Source organism: [Anoxybacillus] calidus (assembly GCF_013760845.1).
GTDB classification, from domain to species: domain Bacteria; phylum Bacillota; class Bacilli; order Bacillales; family Anoxybacillaceae; genus Paranoxybacillus; species Paranoxybacillus calidus.
Genome location: NZ_JACDUU010000001.1, coordinates 701,102 through 720,265 on the forward strand (window position 1 = coordinate 701,102; position 19,164 = coordinate 720,265).

The 19,164-nt window shown below is 37.7% G+C and carries 16 protein-coding genes and 1 pseudogene; 15 read left to right on the forward strand and 2 right to left on the reverse strand.

Annotation, left to right across the window (positions count from 1 at the left end; genetic code table 11):
* The first annotated feature begins 181 nt into the window (after positions 1 to 181).
* The 12 genes from HNQ85_RS03795 (at position 182) to HNQ85_RS03850 (ending at position 14,459) form a co-directional block, all read left to right on the forward strand.
* Positions 182 to 1,750, forward strand: coding sequence for an IS200/IS605 family accessory protein TnpB-related protein (locus tag HNQ85_RS03795; protein ID WP_181536316.1), 1,569 nt, complete (start codon positions 182 to 184; stop codon positions 1,748 to 1,750).
* Between the two features lie 348 nt (positions 1,751 to 2,098).
* A complete protein-coding gene (locus HNQ85_RS03800; RefSeq protein ID WP_181536318.1) occupies positions 2,099 to 2,989 on the forward strand; it encodes a DMT family transporter in 891 nt (296 codons plus the stop codon).
* Positions 2,990 to 3,140: 151 nt separating this feature from the next.
* Complete coding sequence (locus tag HNQ85_RS03805) at positions 3,141 to 4,082, forward strand: DMT family transporter (RefSeq protein WP_246326764.1); 942 nt, start codon at positions 3,141 to 3,143, stop codon at positions 4,080 to 4,082.
* A 233-nt stretch (positions 4,083 to 4,315) separates the two neighbouring features.
* Positions 4,316 to 4,714 (forward strand): GntR family transcriptional regulator, encoded by a 399-nt coding sequence (locus HNQ85_RS03810; RefSeq protein WP_181536320.1) that lies wholly within the window; start codon positions 4,316 to 4,318, stop codon positions 4,712 to 4,714.
* Positions 4,698 to 5,597, forward strand: a complete 900-nt coding sequence (locus tag HNQ85_RS03815) for an ABC transporter ATP-binding protein (protein ID WP_181536322.1) — start codon at positions 4,698 to 4,700, stop codon at positions 5,595 to 5,597. The genes HNQ85_RS03810 and HNQ85_RS03815 overlap by 17 nt, the downstream gene beginning before the upstream one ends.
* Positions 5,572 to 7,542: a DUF6449 domain-containing protein gene (locus HNQ85_RS03820; protein WP_181536324.1), complete on the forward strand. Its 1,971-nt coding sequence runs from the start codon at positions 5,572 to 5,574 to the stop codon at positions 7,540 to 7,542. The genes HNQ85_RS03815 and HNQ85_RS03820 overlap by 26 nt, the downstream gene beginning before the upstream one ends.
* Positions 7,543 to 7,825: 283 nt before the next feature.
* Positions 7,826 to 8,752 carry a spore coat protein CotH gene (locus HNQ85_RS03825; RefSeq protein WP_181536326.1) on the forward strand — a complete coding sequence of 309 codons (927 nt, stop codon included), beginning with the start codon at positions 7,826 to 7,828 and terminating at the stop codon, positions 8,750 to 8,752.
* A gap of 498 nt (positions 8,753 to 9,250) precedes the next feature.
* Positions 9,251 to 9,631 carry an ArsR/SmtB family transcription factor gene (locus HNQ85_RS03830; RefSeq protein ID WP_181536328.1) on the forward strand — a complete coding sequence of 127 codons (381 nt, stop codon included), beginning with the start codon at positions 9,251 to 9,253 and terminating at the stop codon, positions 9,629 to 9,631.
* A 2-nt stretch (positions 9,632 to 9,633) separates the two neighbouring features.
* Positions 9,634 to 11,748 (forward strand): heavy metal translocating P-type ATPase, encoded by a 2,115-nt coding sequence (locus HNQ85_RS03835; RefSeq protein ID WP_181536330.1) that lies wholly within the window; start codon positions 9,634 to 9,636, stop codon positions 11,746 to 11,748.
* A gap of 195 nt (positions 11,749 to 11,943) precedes the next feature.
* Positions 11,944 to 13,062, forward strand: coding sequence for a CapA family protein (locus tag HNQ85_RS03840; protein ID WP_181536332.1), 1,119 nt, complete (start codon positions 11,944 to 11,946; stop codon positions 13,060 to 13,062).
* A 311-nt stretch (positions 13,063 to 13,373) separates the two neighbouring features.
* Entirely contained in the window at positions 13,374 to 13,964 is a 591-nt protein-coding gene (locus tag HNQ85_RS03845; protein ID WP_181536334.1) for a YitT family protein, read from the forward strand.
* 294 nt (positions 13,965 to 14,258) lie between these two features.
* Positions 14,259 to 14,459, forward strand: a complete 201-nt coding sequence (locus tag HNQ85_RS03850; RefSeq protein WP_181536337.1) for a cold-shock protein — start codon at positions 14,259 to 14,261, stop codon at positions 14,457 to 14,459.
* 299 nt (positions 14,460 to 14,758) lie between these two features.
* On the opposite strand, the gene HNQ85_RS03855 is transcribed toward HNQ85_RS03850, so the two are convergent.
* Positions 14,759 to 15,520 (reverse strand): hypothetical protein, encoded by a 762-nt coding sequence (locus HNQ85_RS03855; RefSeq protein ID WP_181536339.1) that lies wholly within the window; start codon positions 15,518 to 15,520, stop codon positions 14,759 to 14,761.
* Between the two features lie 319 nt (positions 15,521 to 15,839).
* Between HNQ85_RS03855 and fumC the strand changes: the two genes are divergently transcribed.
* Positions 15,840 to 17,240: a class II fumarate hydratase gene (fumC, locus tag HNQ85_RS03860; protein ID WP_181536341.1), complete on the forward strand. Its 1,401-nt coding sequence runs from the start codon at positions 15,840 to 15,842 to the stop codon at positions 17,238 to 17,240.
* A gap of 90 nt (positions 17,241 to 17,330) precedes the next feature.
* Here the strand turns inward: fumC and HNQ85_RS17770 are convergent, their stop codons facing one another.
* The gene (locus HNQ85_RS17770; protein ID WP_281363418.1) at positions 17,331 to 17,459 is read right to left on the reverse strand and encodes a hypothetical protein; all 129 of its coding nucleotides are present in this window, start codon (positions 17,457 to 17,459) and stop codon (positions 17,331 to 17,333) included.
* 495 nt (positions 17,460 to 17,954) lie between these two features.
* Here HNQ85_RS17770 and HNQ85_RS03865 point away from each other — a divergent pair, with 495 nt between their 5' ends.
* Together HNQ85_RS03865 and HNQ85_RS03870 are read left to right on the forward strand one after the other, a co-directional pair.
* Complete coding sequence (locus tag HNQ85_RS03865; protein WP_181536343.1) at positions 17,955 to 18,440, forward strand: 8-oxo-dGTP diphosphatase; 486 nt, start codon at positions 17,955 to 17,957, stop codon at positions 18,438 to 18,440.
* A 141-nt stretch (positions 18,441 to 18,581) separates the two neighbouring features.
* A pseudogene (locus HNQ85_RS03870) lies at positions 18,582 to 19,030 on the forward strand (arsinothricin resistance N-acetyltransferase ArsN1 family A).
* The last annotated feature ends 134 nt before the right edge of the window (positions 19,031 to 19,164 follow it).

Here is a 19,164-nt window from a genome sequence, read left to right on the forward strand (position 1 = left end):
GAAATGATGTAAATATCTCTTGTTTTTTACCTGAATTTATGGATTTCGACTATCTTCTTAACCTTCCCCCTAGGTCATGCTGAGAAAATGATAACTCCCTTTCCTCATGTAAAGAAGGAAATGAAGAAGATGTAGCGAATATATGTTCTAAAAGATCCAAACATAGGGGGACGGCAAGGGGATGAAAACGGTTCGGGTGATGAAAATCGTTTCTCATGATGAATCACAACTTCACTCATTAGACGAGTTGATGCGTGTCTTTTGTTCGGCGAAGCGATATGCATTCAACCGTTTGCTAGAGGGAAGGAAGGCAAAAGACATCATCAAACACCTTCCGCACCAATTCCCGCTCAACAAACGGTATGCCGAAGATGCAGTTTTGCTGGCTCAATCGCTGATTTCTTCTCAACGTGAGCTACTTCCAATGCGGCTAGAGGATGTGCAGGCGAAAATCGAAAAAACAGCGAAGAAAATGGATGAATACCAACATGGTCGAAAAACACCAAAGAACGTCGATCTTCAAACGTGTTTAGACGGATTGCGCCAACGGCTAGAAAAGCTCAAAGCAAAAGAAGCCGAACTAAAGCACCATCTGGAACATGGGACGATTCCAACGGTGATTTTTGGAGGAAAACAAAACTTTTATAAGCGCTTGAAAGGAAAAATCACGAACGAAGAATGGAAAGATGTGCGTTCGAATCAGTTGTACGCCAGAGGCGACAAAAGCAAAAAAGGAAATTTAAATATTCGCCTCATGTATGACGATAACACCTATGAATGTTGTGTGGAAATCGCGAATCCACTTGGACAACCAAAAGGGAAACACGCTCCCCGCTTGACATTTCAAGTATATGTCCCTGAAAAATACGAAGCGGAAATCATCGATGTCATCATGGGCGAGCAGGTAGGCGTGAATTCAAAAGGGAAGCCCATCATTGAATATCGACCGTACACCGTGGAAATCAAACGAAAGAACGGGGAATATTATGTCCATCTCATCTATGAAGAAGAGGTATATGGCAGGGAACTTACCCACGATGAACCGATTCAAGGGGAACGAATAGCAGGAATTGACATCAATATCGACCGCATCGCCGTAAGTATCGTTTCGAAACAGGGAAACTTTCTCCAATCAAAAGTGTTTTACTGTCATGAACTCGAATATGTGAAAGCGAATAAACGAAACAACCTCATCGGTGAAACGGTTCGCGATGTGTATGATTGGTTGCTTCAAGAAAACGTGGGAGCAGTGGTCATCGAAAACATTCAACTGAGACAACAGCACGATACGGACAAACGATTCAATCGCTTTACGCACAACTTCAAAAAGAAAAAGCTGACGGAAACGATCCTTCGTCGGGGCTTACGGCTTGGCTTTCGCATCAAAAAGGTGAATCCGGCGTATACAAGCGTCATCGGTCGTTTCAAGTATATGAAAAAATACGGGTTATCCGTCCATGAAAGTGCTGCTTTGGTCATTGGCAGACGTGGATTAGGGTATCATGAACGGTTGCCAAAAGAACTCATTGACACCATAAAAACGAAAGTGAAACGCCATTTGATTGCCATGTTAGGGTCGATGGAAGAATCCTACAAGCAATCAGACAGCGGGAAGAAGCAGCGGCAATGCGTAGCCATGATGTTACACAAAATCGAGAATTTCAAACAAGAGCATGAGTGGTCGTTATGGAACATGTTGCACAAATGTTGTTGGCTGAACCAGTATCAAATTCAACTAAAGGAGGTGTAGACCTGGTTACTAAAATCGTTGTCGTGTACTGACCGATGGAAGGAATGGTGCACGACAGGTGCCGTCGCTAACAGCGAACCACGGGGTGTCTTTCACAGCAGGTGAATGACAAGGGGATTCCCTTCCTGATGGAACTCAGGTGTTTCCTGAGCGGCAAGCGATGTTTCCTGGTTCCGTCGCGTTTTGTAGATGTTTATAGATTTTAGTAACCAGGATCATGATGAGAATTTATTTTGATTTGTTTGAAAACGATCAGCCTGCTGTTCGCTTCTAAGGCGAGGGTGAGCAGCAAACCTCGTCTTAGGGAGGACGATTTATCATTTCCCATAAAGACGGAGGTTGGTTTTCATGAAAAATACATTTTTAGGGGCATTTTACTTGTCATTAGCCGCAAGTATATGGGGCGGAATGTACGTGGTCAGCAAATATGTCCTCGATTTTGTGCCGCCAATTACATTAGTATGGTTTCGTTATGTTATCGCGTTTGTTGTTTTGTTCGTGATATTAAAACTCCATCAATCTAAAACAAAAATGAGTATATTTATTCGAAAACAAGATTGGTTTTTGTTAGGATGGATTGGTTTTATCGGTTATTTTGTCTCGATATCATTACAATTTATCGGAACAAAATTGTCCGATGCCCATACAGGAGCATTGATTACATCAGCTACACCGGCATTTATTGTTTTATTCGCAAAACTAGTGTTAAAAGAAACTTTGACAATAAGAAAAATAATCGCTCTCTTCCTAGCAACCATTGGGGTTGTCATTGTCATCGGCTTTGATGGAAATACAGGAAAATCTTTTTGGGGGAATATTGTTTTATTAGGTGCAGCGGTTACATGGGCGCTATTGTCCGTGTATGTGAAAGTTGCCTCCTCTCGCTTTTCGATATTGACCATTACAACGTACGCCATTCTTTTCGCAATCTTGTTCACTACACCATTTATGATTTGGGAACTTCAATCAACTGAAATGATTCTTCATAACACTTACGTCATCCTAGGAATTCTTTATCTCGGTATTGTTTCCACTGCCGGTGCGTTTTTCCTTTGGAATAAAGGAATGGAAATGATCGATGCCGGAATTGGTTCCTTATTTTTCTTTTTTCAGCCGCTTGTTGGCTCCTTTTTAGGATGGCTATTATTAAATGAACGTTTAAATGAAAACTTTTTTATGGGTGGACTTCTTATTTTAATTGGAGCGTTGGTCGTTGTAACAAAAAATAAGGAACAATAATATCGCCTAAAAACGAAGGCAAGAGAAATCTGCCGACCTTGCCTTCGCTTTTTATAAAGAGATGTTTCGGTTAATCGAGCCGCATTTGAATGAACATTCACATGATTCCAGAACAAAATAACGACCATAAGAAGTAGAGAGGGAGGCAGAAATGGAGTTAGCGCATAAAATGCCCAACCGGGTCAAAGGGCTCATGATGGTCATAAGTGGGGCTGCATTTTGGGGATTATCAGGTACAGCTGCTCAAGTACTCTTTCAAGAAAAACACATTACCGCTGAATGGCTTGTTGTATTACGTATGATGGTTACGGGCATTTCCTTGCTTCTAGTAAGCATTATTAAAGGGATGACACCGTTTGCTATTTGGAAGGATAAAAAAGGCTGTATGGATTTACTGATATTCGGAATCATTGGCATGCTGGGAGTCCAATATACATATTTTGCAGCGATTGAAACAGGAAACGCGGCAACAGCGACATTATTACAATATCTAGCACCGATTTACATTGTGTTGTATTCAAGCGCGAAGGAAAGAACGAATCCATCCAAAGAAATATGGTTAGCTGTTCTTTTCGCTCTTGCTGGAACGTTTCTTTTAATCACAAACGGATCAACGAATGGGTTAAAAGTATCTTTCATTTCTATCATTTGGGGCGTACTTTCTGGCATTGCCTTAGCGTTTTATACATTATCATCTGCCCGATTGTTAAAAAGATGGCATTCTATCATCGTTGTTGGTTGGGGAATGTTAATCGGCGGTACTTGCATGACTTTCTTTACTTTTCCATTCGAACATTCCCAATTTGTCTGGGGGCTCGATACGTTGCTTTTAATCTTGTTTGTAATCCTTTTTGGCACGCTTTTTGCCTTTTTGTTGTTCGTTGAAAGCATTCGTCACTTATCACCAACAGAATCAAGCTTACTTTCAAGCGTTGAACCACTTTCAGCCGTAATCGCATCGATTGCCTTTTTGAACGTTTCGTTCGGCGTGTTTCAAGCAATCGGAGGTATTTGTATTATTTTTACCGTGTTGATCTTATCCATCAAAAAAGAGAGAATGAAAGATGAGCATATGATGGAAAAATCAAGCTGAACAAGTAATCATCTAACTAAACAGAATCTGTATCCTCACAATAGTAAACTGCTCATTATTAGATACCATCATAGAGAGAGACAGCCAAATTAGGCTGTTTCTTTTTTATTTTTGATAATTTTACCAAATAAAGTTTTGTTTTTTGGAAAAATTCATATAATTATAACTGTATTATATTATATAATACAGTTAATACACATCATACAATGAATATTCCAAAAAGGAGGGAAATGATGTTTGATTTAGACGTTCGCAGCCGTAAACCGATTTATGAGCAGTTGGTTGAAAAGCTGAAAGAGTTAATTATTCATGAAGTATTGAAAGCGGATGAACAACTTCCATCTGTTCGCTCGCTCGCAAAAGAATTAACCATTAATCCAAACACGATTCAAAAGGCATATCGCGAACTTGAGCATCAGGGCTATATTTACTCTGTTCCGGGAAAGGGGAGCTTTGTTGCCCCACAGGCGATAACGATGAACAATGAGAAGGTGGAAAAAATGAAAAATGACTTAATTAAACTCATTTCCGAGGCGCTCTATTTAGGAATAAAAAAAGAGGACATTTTGTCATTGATTGAGATCGCGGAACAGTCTGTTAAAAGGGGGACAAGTGATGATCAAAATCAGTAATGTCTGCAAAGAGTTTGAAGATTTAGAGGTGATAAAAGGGCTCACCCTTCATATCCAAAAAGGTTCCATTTACGGATTACTTGGTTCAAATGGTGCTGGAAAAACGACGCTTTTAAAACTGATTGCCGGAATTTATAGACAAGATGCCGGCGATATTCTCATCAACGATGAGCCGGTTTTTGAAAATGTCAACGTGAAGAAAAAACTAATTTTTATGCCGGATGCCTTATATTTTTTTCCGCACACTTCAATCCAACAAATGGCACACTTTTATAAACATATATATCCGTCCTGGAATGAAGAACGTTTTCAAAAGCTAAAAGAAGTATTCCAAATCGACGTTCATAAAAAAATCCATCGTCTATCGAAAGGGATGCAGAGACAGGTAGCGTTTTGGCTTGCATTTTCGGCAATGCCTGACGTGTTTGTTCTAGACGAGCCGCTTGATGGGTTAGATGCGGTCATGAGGCAAAAGGTGAAAAACTTGCTTGTGCAAGATGTGGCGGAAAGGGAAATGACGGTCGTTATTTCTTCTCATAATCTAAGGGAAGTCGAAGACCTTTGCGATTCGATTGGGATTATGCATAGAGGCGAACTCATCATTGAAAAAGCATTGGATGATTTGAAATCTGATGTTCATAAAATTCAAGTTGCGTTTAAAGGAAAGGTGCCTTCGCGCTTTTTGGAAGGATTAAACGTTCTATACAAAGAACAACGGGGAAGCGTTCTGTTAAGCATCGTCCGCGGAAAGGAAGAGCACATTGTATCGCATGTGAAAAGATTCGAACCTGCCATCTTTGATATGCTGCCGCTTACATTGGAAGAAATCTTTATTTACGAAATGGGGGATGTCGGTTATGCCATCGAAAACATTATCGTTTAATCGAGCAATCTTCACACAAAATGTAAGAAGTGTCGGCTGGGTTGGACTTGTGCATCTTCTTGTTTTATGTTTTGCCTTGCCTTTGCAAATTTTGATGGTTTACACAAGTGAGCGCCGGCCATATTATGAGACTTATTGGAAAAATGTCTTTTCCGTTTCGCATGAGTTTCAAGTACTGATTATGTTTACGATTCCTGTTTTATTAGCGATTTTTATTTTCCGCTATTTGCATGTAAAACTCTCGGCAGATTACATCCACAGCCTGCCGTTTCGCCGTGAAACGCTGTTTTTTAATCATTTGCTTTTTTCCATCTTGGTATTACTACTCCCAATTGTTATAACTGCAATAATTCTTTTGTTTTTGCAGAGCGCTTTAGAGCTTGATTTCTTTTTATCTGCTTACGGAATCGCATGCTGGATAGGGACGACATTTTTAATCGAATTGCTTGTTTTCTTTGCCAGCGTGTTTATAGGAATGGTTACAGGAATGTCTGTTCTGCAGGGAGTTTTGTTTTATATTATGCTCGTATTTCCCGCAGGCATTACCGTATTAGTAGCGATGAATATCCAATATTTCTTATACGGCTTTTCCGCCGAATATTATTTAAATCATAATATTGAAAGAATTGTCCCGCTGTTTCGTTCGTTCGAGCTGGCGCATCGGCCGTTAACGTGGACAGAAATTGCAGCTTATCTCGTACTTATTGTCGTATTTTTTGCGTTATCTTTATGGATATATAAAAAGCGTGATATCGAAACAGCCGGCCAAGCAATTTCCTTTCGCTCGCTTCGCCCGATTTTTAAATACGGAGTGGCGTTTTGCTTCATGCTTGTCGGCGGGTTACATTTTGGCGAAACCCAAAGCGATTTTGCTTGGATTGTGTTTGGTTATGTAACAGCCTCTGCGCTTGGCTATTTTATAGCAGAAATGATTTTAGAAAAAACATGGCGCGTCTTTCGTAAATGGAAAGGCTATCTATATTTTGTGATTAGTATGTTGGTCATTGGTATTCTTTTAAAGATTGACATTATAGGATATGAAAAGCGCCTTCCTTCGTTAGCTGAAATTGAACGAGTTTATTTTAGTGAAGATATTTATTATTTTGATGAGGATATACACATCGATGATTCTGAGTACGTTTCTCCTAAGCCGTTTTTTGCGACAAAGGAAAATATGAAAAACATTTATTTGCTTCATCAGCAAATAATAAAAGATAAAGAGTTGGTGAAGCAGACAACATTGAATAGCCGTTCGGTTGTCTTTGGCTACGAGTTAAAGGACGGAAGCAAAATTGTCCGCTCATATGTCATTCCGTTTGAAAAATATAAATCTTTCTATAAACCGATTGTCGAATCAAAAGAATATAAGCAAATTCACTATCCACTGCTAAAGAAACAAGACGTATCCGGCCTCGATAAAATTACAATTCAGCCAAACAACGAATGGGCGGAAACGACATTTATAACAGATAAAAAACAAATGGCAGAATTCGTCGCTGTATTGAAATCAGAATTGGAACATGAAACAGCTGAGCAAATATTTGATGGCCGCAATCCATGGGGACATATCGAATTAGTTTGGGACGGTAACGAACGAATGGCAGTTACTTGGAACAAATCGTACACCCGCCTTGATGAATGGCTGAAGCTAAAGGGATTTGAAAAAGCCCGTACAACAGCAGATGATATAGACTATGCTATTGTCATTCCAAATAAGGAAGGGAAACCGTTTCATGAGTTTATAGATGAAGAATTAAAGAATCACAAAGACGCCATTAAAATCACGGATAAACAACAACTTGAGGAATGTTTGTGGCAAGCTGGCACGAACGATGAAATTCCAACGTACGTGATTGGATTTTATGATGCAGACAATCCTACGGCGCAAATTGAAACTTTCGATGAACACTATGTTCCTGAGTTTATCCGAAAGCATTTTGAATAGGACTTTTATTAGTGGTTAAAAGGTAGCCTTGTGCTGCCTTTTGTTTTATTCTCTAATGAAATTTCTCTAAGACGGACCTGTTGTTCAAAAAATACTTTATTGTGATAAAAGAAACATATGTTAAAAATAAGTTATCTCCATTTTATGGGGAAATCTTTAATAGTCATAGGTTTACATTTAATTTTTTTAGGTTAGGTAATTTACTCACGCATTATTTATACGGGATACGTATATATGCAGTATGAATAACACTTATGGATAATGAACAAGGAGGAACCTAGCTATGTCAAGAAGCGACACGTACGAAAGCTCTGCAGATTCAAATTTTTATCACCGATTTTTGCAGCCGCTAATAGGAAAAACAGTTACAGTTTATATAGGAATGCCGGAGTCCAAGACAGGAAAATTACTCAATGTTCAGTCAGACTATATTGTACTTTTGCCGGAGAACCAACAGGATACTCCAGTTATTTATTATTGTTTACAGCATGTACAAAGTATTAGCGAAAACGCAAAAACAAATTCCATACAAAAATCGTCGGTGGCTAAAAACGAAGCGAAAATTAAGTTTGTTCAATCGGATAGTTTTCAAGGATTATTGCAAGGGCTCATTAACAGTAATATAAAAGTGAACCAAGGCGGGCCGGAAGCGAAACAGGGAAAATTGTTAGATGTTATAGATAATTATATCGCCTTATTTACAGAAGATGATGGGGTTATGTTTTATAACATTAATCATATTAAAAGTGTAAGTTCACGCTCTTCGAACGAAGCGCTAGAAGTGAGCGTAGACGAACAAGTAAGTTATGTAAACACAGAGGATTTTCAAGATTTATTTAGTTACTTGACAAATAAATGGGTTTCTATTAACTGCGGTGGCTCTGAAGCGGTAGAAGGAGTTCTTGTTCAAGGAATTGACGGACATTACATGCTAGTGAATAATGCTGAGGTAATAAGAGTCAACCCTTACTATATTAAAAGCATCAGTTGTGGACTTAAAGGATCTTTAAAAGCAACTAAGCAAGAAGAACAAATTAATGTAAAAAATACAGAAAATACAGAACTACAGTCTAACAATATTGCTAATAAAACACATAAAGATAAATCTGAATCAAGAATGGATGAAGGAGAAGCAGAAGAGAAAGAGCAGAAAAAAGAAGAAAAGAAAGAAAAGGAGAAGAAAAAAGAGAAGAAAAAAGAGAAGAAGTGATTGAATGACATCTTATCTTATTCATCAAACTTGTATTTGACGATGTCGACGCCGATAATGAGTGTGTGAGAAGTGATTGGAGAAATTTTATGATTTAGTCCTCCTTGTTTTTTAGTTAGGGGTCACGAGCATAACACCCTGTATTATACCAAGGGGGACTTTTTTTATTTCCAACTCCATTTTTCCTCATTACAGAAATGCTTCTAGTATTGTATTATACGTGTCTGAGTAACAACTTGTACTATGTAATTAGCGCGATTTCTTAAAAATCAACTTTTATCGATATATGACAGTTAACCATTAATTAATAGACAAAGGAAAAGTATGATGCCAATTCGCAAAAATGTTCTAATTGAAATACTTCTTAACAATATTGGTCACAACCTTGTAGCAAGTGGAGAAATCATTCTAACAATCATTTGAATATATAATTGACATTTTTTTGCACAATGCATATCATAATATTCAAATGAATATTTGAATATCGAAGGTGATACAATGTCTAATGATATCATTTCTCATACGCTAAAAGAAGGAGATACGTGCGAAACGTTTTGTTTTGACGAGAATAAAGTCAATGCTTTAAAGCATCGAGTTAAGGAAGTTCAAGGGGTTGAGTTATTGTTCAAAGCTTTATCCGATGCGACGCGTTTAAAAATTACTTATGCATTGACGCTGGAGGAGGAACTATGCGTCTGTGATGTAGCGAACATTATTGGCTCGACAACCGCCACTGCTTCCCATCACTTACGTTTTCTGCGCAACATGGGATTAGCCAAATATCGCAAAGAAGGAAAATTAGTGTTTTATTCTTTGAAGGATGACCATGTTCGTCAGTTAGTATCCACTGCTTTGTTGCATGTAAGGGAGAGGGACTAAAAATGGAGACAAAAAAACAAGTGTACCGTCTTCAAGGATTATCTTGCACGAATTGCGCGGCAAAATTTGAAAGAAATGTAAAAGAGATTGAGACGGTTGTCGACGCACAAATTAATTTCGGTGCCTCGAAATTAATTGTTTTCGGTGAAGCGACGATAGAGCAACTTGAGAAAGCGGGAGCATTTGACGGAATAAAAGTAATACCAGCGAAGCAGCGTACAGAGGAGCAACGAACGCCATTTTGGAAGAAACGTACAAACATCACCACCGCTATCTCTGCTTTGTTTGTTTTGTTAGGTTATAGTGCACAATTTACTGCTGGTGAAAATAGTGTTTTGTCGATAGGCTTGTTCGCTCTCTCCATCATTATCGGTGGTTATGAATTATTTAAAGTCGGAATTTCAAACTTTGTCCGTCTCCAATTTGATATGAAAACATTAATGACAATAGCAATTATCGGCGCTGCTTTCATTGGTGAATGGAGCGAAGGGGCTGTTGTTGTATTCTTGTTCTCCTTAAGTGAAGCACTTGAGCGATATTCAATGGATCAAGCGCGTCAATCTATTCGCAGCTTGATGGATATTGCTCCAAAAAAAGCAATTATTCATAAAGCGAATAAAGAGTATGAAGTTGATGTCGAGGATATTCAAATAGATGATATTATGATTATCAAGCCAGGGCAAAAAATCGCTATGGACGGAATTGTTGTGAAAGGGCAATCTTCTGTGAATCAAGCTGCGATTACCGGGGAGTCCATCCCGGTTCATAAACAAGTGGGAGACGAAGTGTTTGCAGGAACATTGAATCAAGAAGGCTCATTAGAAGTACGAGTTACGAAACGGGTCGAGGATACAACGATTGCAAAAATCGTCCACCTTGTTGAAGAAGCTCAGGCAGAGCGTGCTCCGGCACAACAATTCGTCGACCGTTTCGCCAAATATTATACCCCAGCTATTATGATCATTGCTTTATTTTTGGCCGTATTACCACCGCTATTATGGAACGGCGATTGGTCAGAATGGATTTATCGTGGATTAGCGGTCTTAGTGGTAGGTTGTCCATGCGCCCTTGTCATTAGCACTCCGGTTGCCATCGTAACAGCCATTGGTAATGCCGCACGTAAAGGAGTTTTAATTAAGGGTGGCATTCATTTAGAGGAAACAGGGCGTTTAAAAGCGATTGCTTTCGATAAAACGGGGACTTTAACGAAGGGAACGCCGGAAGTAACAAATATGGAATTAATCAAAGATATAAGCGAAGAAGAACTGTTAGGAATTGCAGCCGCGATTGAAAGACATTCACAACATCCGCTTGCTTCAGCGATTCTTCGTGAAGCGGAAAGAAAGGCGATTGATATCGAAAAATGGCAAGTAGGTGATTTCCGCTCTATTACGGGGAAAGGAGCAAAAGCAAATGTAAACAGCGATGTTTACTATATCGGCAGTCCAACGTTATTTGCTGAGCTTCTCGATTTACCAGCTCATGTACAAGAGCGAATTTCCCGTTTACGGACTGAAGGGAAAACCGTGATGCTGCTTGGCACAAATAAGGAATTGTTCGGCCTCTTCGCTGTTACTGATCAAGTACGTGAAAGCGCCAAAGCAGTTATTCAATCACTGTATAAACTTGGGATTTATAAAACAATTATGCTGACAGGAGATAATCATGCGACAGCAACTGCCATTGGCAACGAGCTGCATTTGTCAGAAGTAAAAGCAGAGTTACTGCCACAAGATAAACTAACAACGATTAAAAAGGTGCGCGAAGAGTTTGGCAGTGTAGCGATGGTAGGTGATGGAGTAAACGATGCACCTGCTTTAGCTGCTGCGACTGTCGGTATCGCAATGGGAGGAGCAGGGACGGATACCGCTTTAGAGACAGCCGATATAGCTTTAATGGGAGATGATTTAGCAAAATTGCCGTACACGATTCGCTTAAGTCGAAAAACATTACGAATCATTAAAGAAAATATTACATTCGCTTTAGGACTTAAAATTTTAGCGCTCATCTTAATTGTTCCGGGCTGGCTTACATTATGGCTTGCGATTTTTGCTGACATGGGGGCAACGCTCATTGTCATTATGAATTCATTACGATTAATGAAAGTAAAAGAATAAAGCTGTTCCTCAACATGAGGAGCAGCTTTTTTATATACAAGGAAGGTAAAACGATTGTTTTGATTTATAAAATTAAACTATGTTCTAAATAATTGACAAAAAAATGAATAAAAAAAAGGATTTTACAGAAATGGTGTCGAAAATGAAATTCATAGCATTTTTAATAAGTATTTTTCATGAGGGGATTATGAAACAATGAGACTTATTAATGTAATGTTTATGATTGTTTTATTTATGTTTTTATGTGCTTGCAGCACAATGGCCAGTAAAACAGAGGACAATCGCACCCAAACAACAGCTGACAAAACAACAAAAGAACCCTCACTAAATGGACACCAGAAAAACCAAGAACGAGAAGAGCCGGTCGTTAAAGAAATAAGTATCACGTTGAGCGCAGCGGGAGACGTAACATTAGGGCGTGACGAAAATTACGAATACACCAACTCCTTTGATCATGAAGCAGAAAAAAACGGTATTCATTTTTTTACGCAAAATATAGCACCGATTTTTAAAAATGATGATTTTACAACAGTTAACCTAGAAACGACTTTAACAACATCAACACAAAAAGCGGTGAAAAAATTTCGTTTTCGAGGTGATCCATCATACGCAAAAATTTTAACACTAGCAGGGATTGAAGCTGTTAATTTGGCTAATAACCATACACATGACTATTTACAAAAAGGATATGAAGACACTATCACAAGTCTAAAAAGAGAGAATATCGGTTATTTCGGTTACGAACATAAACTGTTGACGACGATAAAAGGAGTAAAAATCGGCGCGCTCGGTTATGAAGGATGGGGCGATGACGATGCGGTTCGCACACAAATTTCCAATGATATTCGTTCATTGCGAGAGGAAGGAGCGAACATCATTCTTGTTCACTTCCATTGGGGTGAGGAAAGAAGTTATGTTCCTAATGAAATCCAAAAATCGTTAGGCCGTTTTACGATCGATAGCGGAGCGGATTTAGTTGTCGGTCACCATCCGCATGTCATTCAAGGGATTGAAGAATATAAAGGAAAATTTATTGTTTACAGCTTAGGGAATTTTATGTTTGGCGGAAATAAAAATCCGAGTGATAAAGATACGTTTATTTTCCAACAAACTTTTTATGTTCAAAACGGTCAACTAACCGATCGAAAAGAGATTAATATTATTCCATTTCGTATTTCCTCTGTTACAACAAGAAACAATTATCAGCCAACTCCATTAGAAGGAGAAGACGCGAAAAGAGTAAAAACAAGAATTTTCGATTTGTCAGCGAAAATTAACAAACCTACATGGGTCACTTATGAAGTGAAAAATTAATAAATAAATGAAGACAGCCAGTTCAGTTAGGCTGTTTTTTGTTGTTTTTTTCAATCATGTAGCAAAAATGCTCAAGCTCACAAATGAGTGTGATCACTGTGTTGGGATATTATTTCCTAAACAAATTATAAAACTGCTCCTTTCTTTCAAACAAAATTTTATTTACAAGAATATCATTATGTAAACTTAAGTTGAATATATGCTTTCCTCTTATGAAAATCTTATTTATTTGTTGTAAAGAGACAAGTTCTTTTTATATAGGACATACATATATGTTAAAAACAATGCCGCATAAATTGGGGAGAGAAAAAATGATAGAAAAAGCCATGGCGATTATCGTAGGGAGTATTTTGTTAGGGCTCGGAATTAATGTTTTTTTAGTTCCGTATGAGTTGTTGGATGGGGGAATGATTGGCATTAGTTTAATCATTAAATATATATGGAATGTAAAAATTGGGCTGACGATTATTTTGCTAAGTATCCCGCTTTATGTCATTGCATGGATTTATTATCGACCATATTTTTATAACAGTTTGCACGGTATGTTATTATCCTCGTTTATGATTGACGTCCTCTCTCCGTTAAGGGGAAGTCTCAAGCTCCCTATTCTTTTTAGTTCTATCATCGGCGGGGTACTGGTTGGTGCGGGGATTGGTCTTATGTTGCGTCATGAAACGAGCACAGGAGGAACGGATTTATTAGCACAATTCATCTCTAAACTCACGAACTACAATGTCGGGATTCTCATTTTTATCATTGATGGCATCGTGATTCTTTGTGGAAGCTGGATTGTCGGGCTCGATATTTTTCTATATTCGGTAGTAGTAGTGACTGTAGTTGGAGTGGTAACAACCCTATTTACTTCTATTAATAAGAAAGAAGGAGGAATATTTACTCTTTAAGAAGTTCCTTTATAATCAAATAAGCATAACAAGATCTTAAAACAGAATGTAAGTGAGAGAGGCTCATATGAGAGAAACATATTTTTTGTAATCATATTGTTGACTTTTTATCTTAATTAAGTTAACATATATTTAATACCATTCAGTTCGTTATATCAAGGATCGTTGTAAGTCGTACCTCATATGAAATGTAGGCGTGCTTATGATGCCTTCATTTCGTGAGTGTGCGGCTTTTTTATTTTGTCAATGAAGTAATGGAACGATGGTAACTATATATTTTGAGGAGGAAGAAACATGAATACAGGAAAAGTAAAATGGTTTAATTCTGAAAAAGGGTTTGGATTTATTGAAACAGATGGTGGGAATGATGTATTTGTCCACTTTTCAGCTATTCAAGGTGAAGGGTATAAAACGTTAGAAGAGGGCGAAAAAGTGACTTTTGAGATTATCGAAGGAAACCGTGGACCTCAAGCGAGCAATGTACGAAAAGGATAAGAAAAGTAATTAGAAAACAAAAGAGGCTGACCCAAAAGTAAAATGTCGAACCTCTACAACACAATATATAGGACATTAGATAAATGGACTATATAGGTGAAATGTACCTGAGGTCAGACACTTATGGGTCAGCCCCTATTTTGTTCTCAAGCAATGAAAAAATAAATCACACTGGCGCAGTCTCGGAACTGCAAGGATGGATGAGAGGCAGGGCTTCCATTGTTTTATGATTTCAATACTTGAATGCGTTTTTCTTATGAGACGAATGAATCGTCTTTTGTCCAATCCACATAATATCCTTAAACTTTAACGATTTGTTTAGACTCTGGGCGTATTTCATGATTCGTTGTTTCTACAGAGTCTGACAAATGGTTAACCTCGAACATCACATTCGAATCGTTCGGTGGCTGCTTATGATATTTGTCTTGTTTTTTGAAGAAACTAACTAGTACCTGAAACATTTGTTTAAAGTTATTTTCCAGTTTCTCTGTTATATTAGCAAACCTTTCAAACATATTTTCCTTCAAGCTGTCTAATTGTCGTTCCACTTTAAAGTTTGCGGCTTCTTGTTGTTCTAATTTATCTAGTAATGTTTGATGAAACACTTCTTGCAGCTCTAATTTTTCAGCTAATTTTGTAAAAAGTTTTTCTTGGTTATCGAATCGAGCCAAAAGTCCATTGTATAATTGTTCTTGACTTGCGAGCTTCTGTGACAATTTATTCATTGCCGCTTCCTGCATGACTAACGAATCTAAAATTGCCTCTTTTACGCTTTCCTCTTTTTCTATTTTGTTTAATAAACTACGATACGTATCCTCTTGCTTGTTTAATTGTATTGAAAACGATTCATTACAAATCGCTTGTTCTAATTTCGTTTCACTGATCGCTTCATTAAATTGCTTCATATACGCCACCAATTCTTCATTTAACGCTTGCTGTTGTCTGATATACTCTTTTATGGTTTGTCTATGAAACACGACTTGATTACCTACATGTTCAGATTGCGGGGTTCCGTAATACACTTTAGGCTTTACGTGCTGGCTAGAATGGAAGATAGCCAATTTCCTACACTCCTTTGGAGCAAAATTTTTATTATGGTATGTCAAGTGATGTAGAAATGTTTGGGCGCGAGAAATGAACTAGGTTAGAACAAATCTATTCGTGGATGGTTGAACAAAATAACAGTGAGCAACATAATTTTTGCATTTTATATCACTAAAGAAAATGAACCGCGCCCAGTGTGTGCTTTCCTGTTATGAATCTGTAATTAATTGAATATTCATTTATATTGGACATGTTATTAATAGCAATACAGTAAGACAAAATCTACATAATCTACATAAGGATATATGAAACATTATTATAACAGGGAGGTCTAACATGAATTACCGAATTGAAAAAGACACGTTAGGAGAAATACAAGTCCCGATTGATAAAATGTGGGGAGCGCAAACACAGCGTAGTCTAGAAAATTTTAAAATTGGACGAGAGAAAATGCCAATCGAAGTCGTTCGTGCTTTAGCTTTATTAAAAAAATGTGCCGCGCTCGTAAATCATAAATTAGGAAGACTAAGTCAAAATAAAGCTACCGCGATTGCACAAGCAGCTGATGAAATCATAGAGGGGAAATTAGACGAGCATTTTCCGCTTGTTGTCTGGCAAACAGGAAGCGGTACACAAACGAACATGAATGTAAACGAAGTAATTTCCTTTCGTGCAAACCAACTTTTAGATAAGCAGGACATGAACGAGAAGGTTCATCCCAATGATGACGTGAATATGAGTCAAAGTTCCAATGATACATTTCCAAGTGTGATGCACATTTCTGCGTTTATCGCTATACAAGAGACATTACTGCCTGCGATTGAGAGATTGAAGAATACATTACAACATAAATCAGATGAGTTTGACTCTATTGTTAAGATTGGACGCACCCATCTCCAAGATGCTACACCGCTTACGTTAGGACAGGAGATAAGCGGATGGGTACGAATGCTTGAAAAAAGTGAATTCATGATCAACGAAAGTAGTCGTTGTTTAAGAGAACTCGCAATTGGTGGTACAGCCGTTGGAACGGGAATAAATGCTCACCCAAAATTCGGAGAAATGGTAGCAGAGTTTATTAGCCAATTTACTGGATATACATTTGAATCAGCATCAAACAAATTTCATGCGCTGACGAGTCATGATGAGTTTGTCTATGTTCACGGAGCCTTAAAAGCATTAGCCGCAGACTTGATGAAAATCGCTAATGATGTCCGCTGGCTGGCAAGCGGCCCAAGATGCGGAATCGGGGAAATTTCAATACCGTCTAACGAACCAGGAAGTTCGATTATGCCTGGAAAAGTGAATCCGACACAAAGTGAAGCGTTGACGATGATTTCAGTACAGATTTTTGGCAACGATGCAACAATCGGCTTTGCGGCAAGTCAGGGCAATTTTGAGTTGAATGTATTTAAGCCGGTTATTATTTATAACTTTTTACAATCTGTTCGTCTATTAGCAGATGGAATAAACTCATTTAATGATAAATGTGCTGTCGGTATAAAACCGAACCTAGAGATGATTAACAAGTATGTGAATGAGTCACTTATGCTTGTTACAGCATTAAATCCATATATCGGCTATGAAAAGGCAGCGGAAATCGCCAAACTAGCTTATCGAGAAGGAATCACGTTAAAAGAAGCGGCAATCAAAACAGGATATGTAACAGAAGAAGAATTTGCTCAATATATTCAGACTGAGAAAATGGTTAAGCCGAATGAATTTTATTCGTTCTAATCCTATTGTTCACACTAAAAAAGGAATAAACGACCATCCATATTCACTTGATGGTTGTTTATTCCAAGTTTATTAATGCGTATGTGAAGATTAAGACTTATGAAAATAATATTCAATCATCTCCTGAATTGCCCCAATAATCTCCACGGTTTGAAATGAAAAAAGAGAAAGAGCGGTGGCAGAAAAGAAGATAATCGGTATGAAACGCACCCAATTCATAAAAAATCCCTCCTCAAGGAATTTGGGATAGTATACATATATATGTTGATTTTCCTAAAACATAACGGTAAATTTATACTACTTAAAAAATTTTGTATCGTTTTGATAATCAGCAAACGACTAAGTCAACGAATCTAGTGGATATTTGGCTTAGGAGAAGAGTGAAGAAAGGGTGGAAAGAGTAAATGTCGTTTTATACATTTTTTAGTTTGTAACGTTTTAAGCAAAAATCATCTATGGAACTATTTTGGTTCGGAAATATTTTTGTAAATTAAGAGATAAAATTAGGTAGATTTATAAACAGCAAATTAGTTAATACCTTATCATCTAAGGGGAGAGAATGATTACTTAAAGCATCAGCACCGTATGTATTCAAGGATAACGAAATTTTTTAAAACGAGTAAGAAACAATAATAATATTATGTAAACTTTGTTGGTAGATGAATCGTTCACGAAATGAACACGGGGATTGGATTGAGAAGGAGATGAAAACGTATGTCTTATGATTGGAAAAGTATAGAACATAGAATGTACACGGTGTGTATGGTACAAAACGGGGACAAGGTCTTATTAATCAAACGCCCAGACCGTTTAGGATATCCTGGATATATAGCACCTGGCGGGAAAGTCGAGTTTCCGGAGAGCATCGTGGAAGGTGCCGCTAGAGAAGTGAAAGAGGAAACAGGATTAACAGTTTCTAATCTCATTTTTAAGGGAATAGATGAATGGGTCAATCCGAAAGAAAAGGTACGTTATATGGTATTTAATTATTGGACGGACACGTTTGAAGGGGAGCTTCACGAAAATCCACCGGAAGGAGAATTGCATTGGGTTCCGATTAATGAAGCTCTAAAATTACCAATGCAACAATGGTTCAAGGAAAGATTCAACCTATTTTTTGAACCCGGAACCTTTGAAATCCAACGTGTATGGGATGAAGATTTAGGGAAACAAGTATCTATGAAAACGACTAAGACGTAAAAATTGGACAACCAGAAAAACAATGAGTGCTAGGATAAAATGGGAGAGTTAAAAGAAGATAAAGACTCTTGTTGTAATGAAAAAAATAGCACGCAGGAAGGAAAAAGGATGATGCAAAATGTTATGGTCTGAAAAGCGCATATGGATGATTTGAGCGGCATACTACAAATCTATAATCAAGGGATTGAAGATTGTATCTCCACATTAGAGCAAGACCTAAAAGACATGTCGTTTATTAGATCGTGGTTTGAGGAACATCAAGGATGCTACTCCGTTCTTGTAGCAGAAATAGACAGTCAAAGTGTGGGCTGGGCTTCTTTGAATCGTTACTCCCATCGCTGTGCTTATGATGGTGTTGCTGATCTCTCTGTATATGTTGAACGCAGCTTTAGAGGAAAAGGGATTGGGACTGTTCTTCTGAAAGAACTAGAGAAAGCAGCAAAAACGAATGGATTTTATAAAATGCTTTCAATACACTAGGACAAAGTTTATATCGAAAAATGGGATTTCGAGAAGTTGGTGTTTTTGAAAAACAGGGAAAGTTAGACGGTCAATTTGTGGATGTAATGGTTATGGAAAAATTGTTATAGTTCTAAGTTTAGGTTCTTCTTGTTTAGAGAAGAACCTAATTTTATTATATAGCACGTATACAAACGATTACACGAAAGGAGAACATCACTAAAAAATTGGTAGGTAGTCTTTAATCAAGGTGATTAAAGAATAA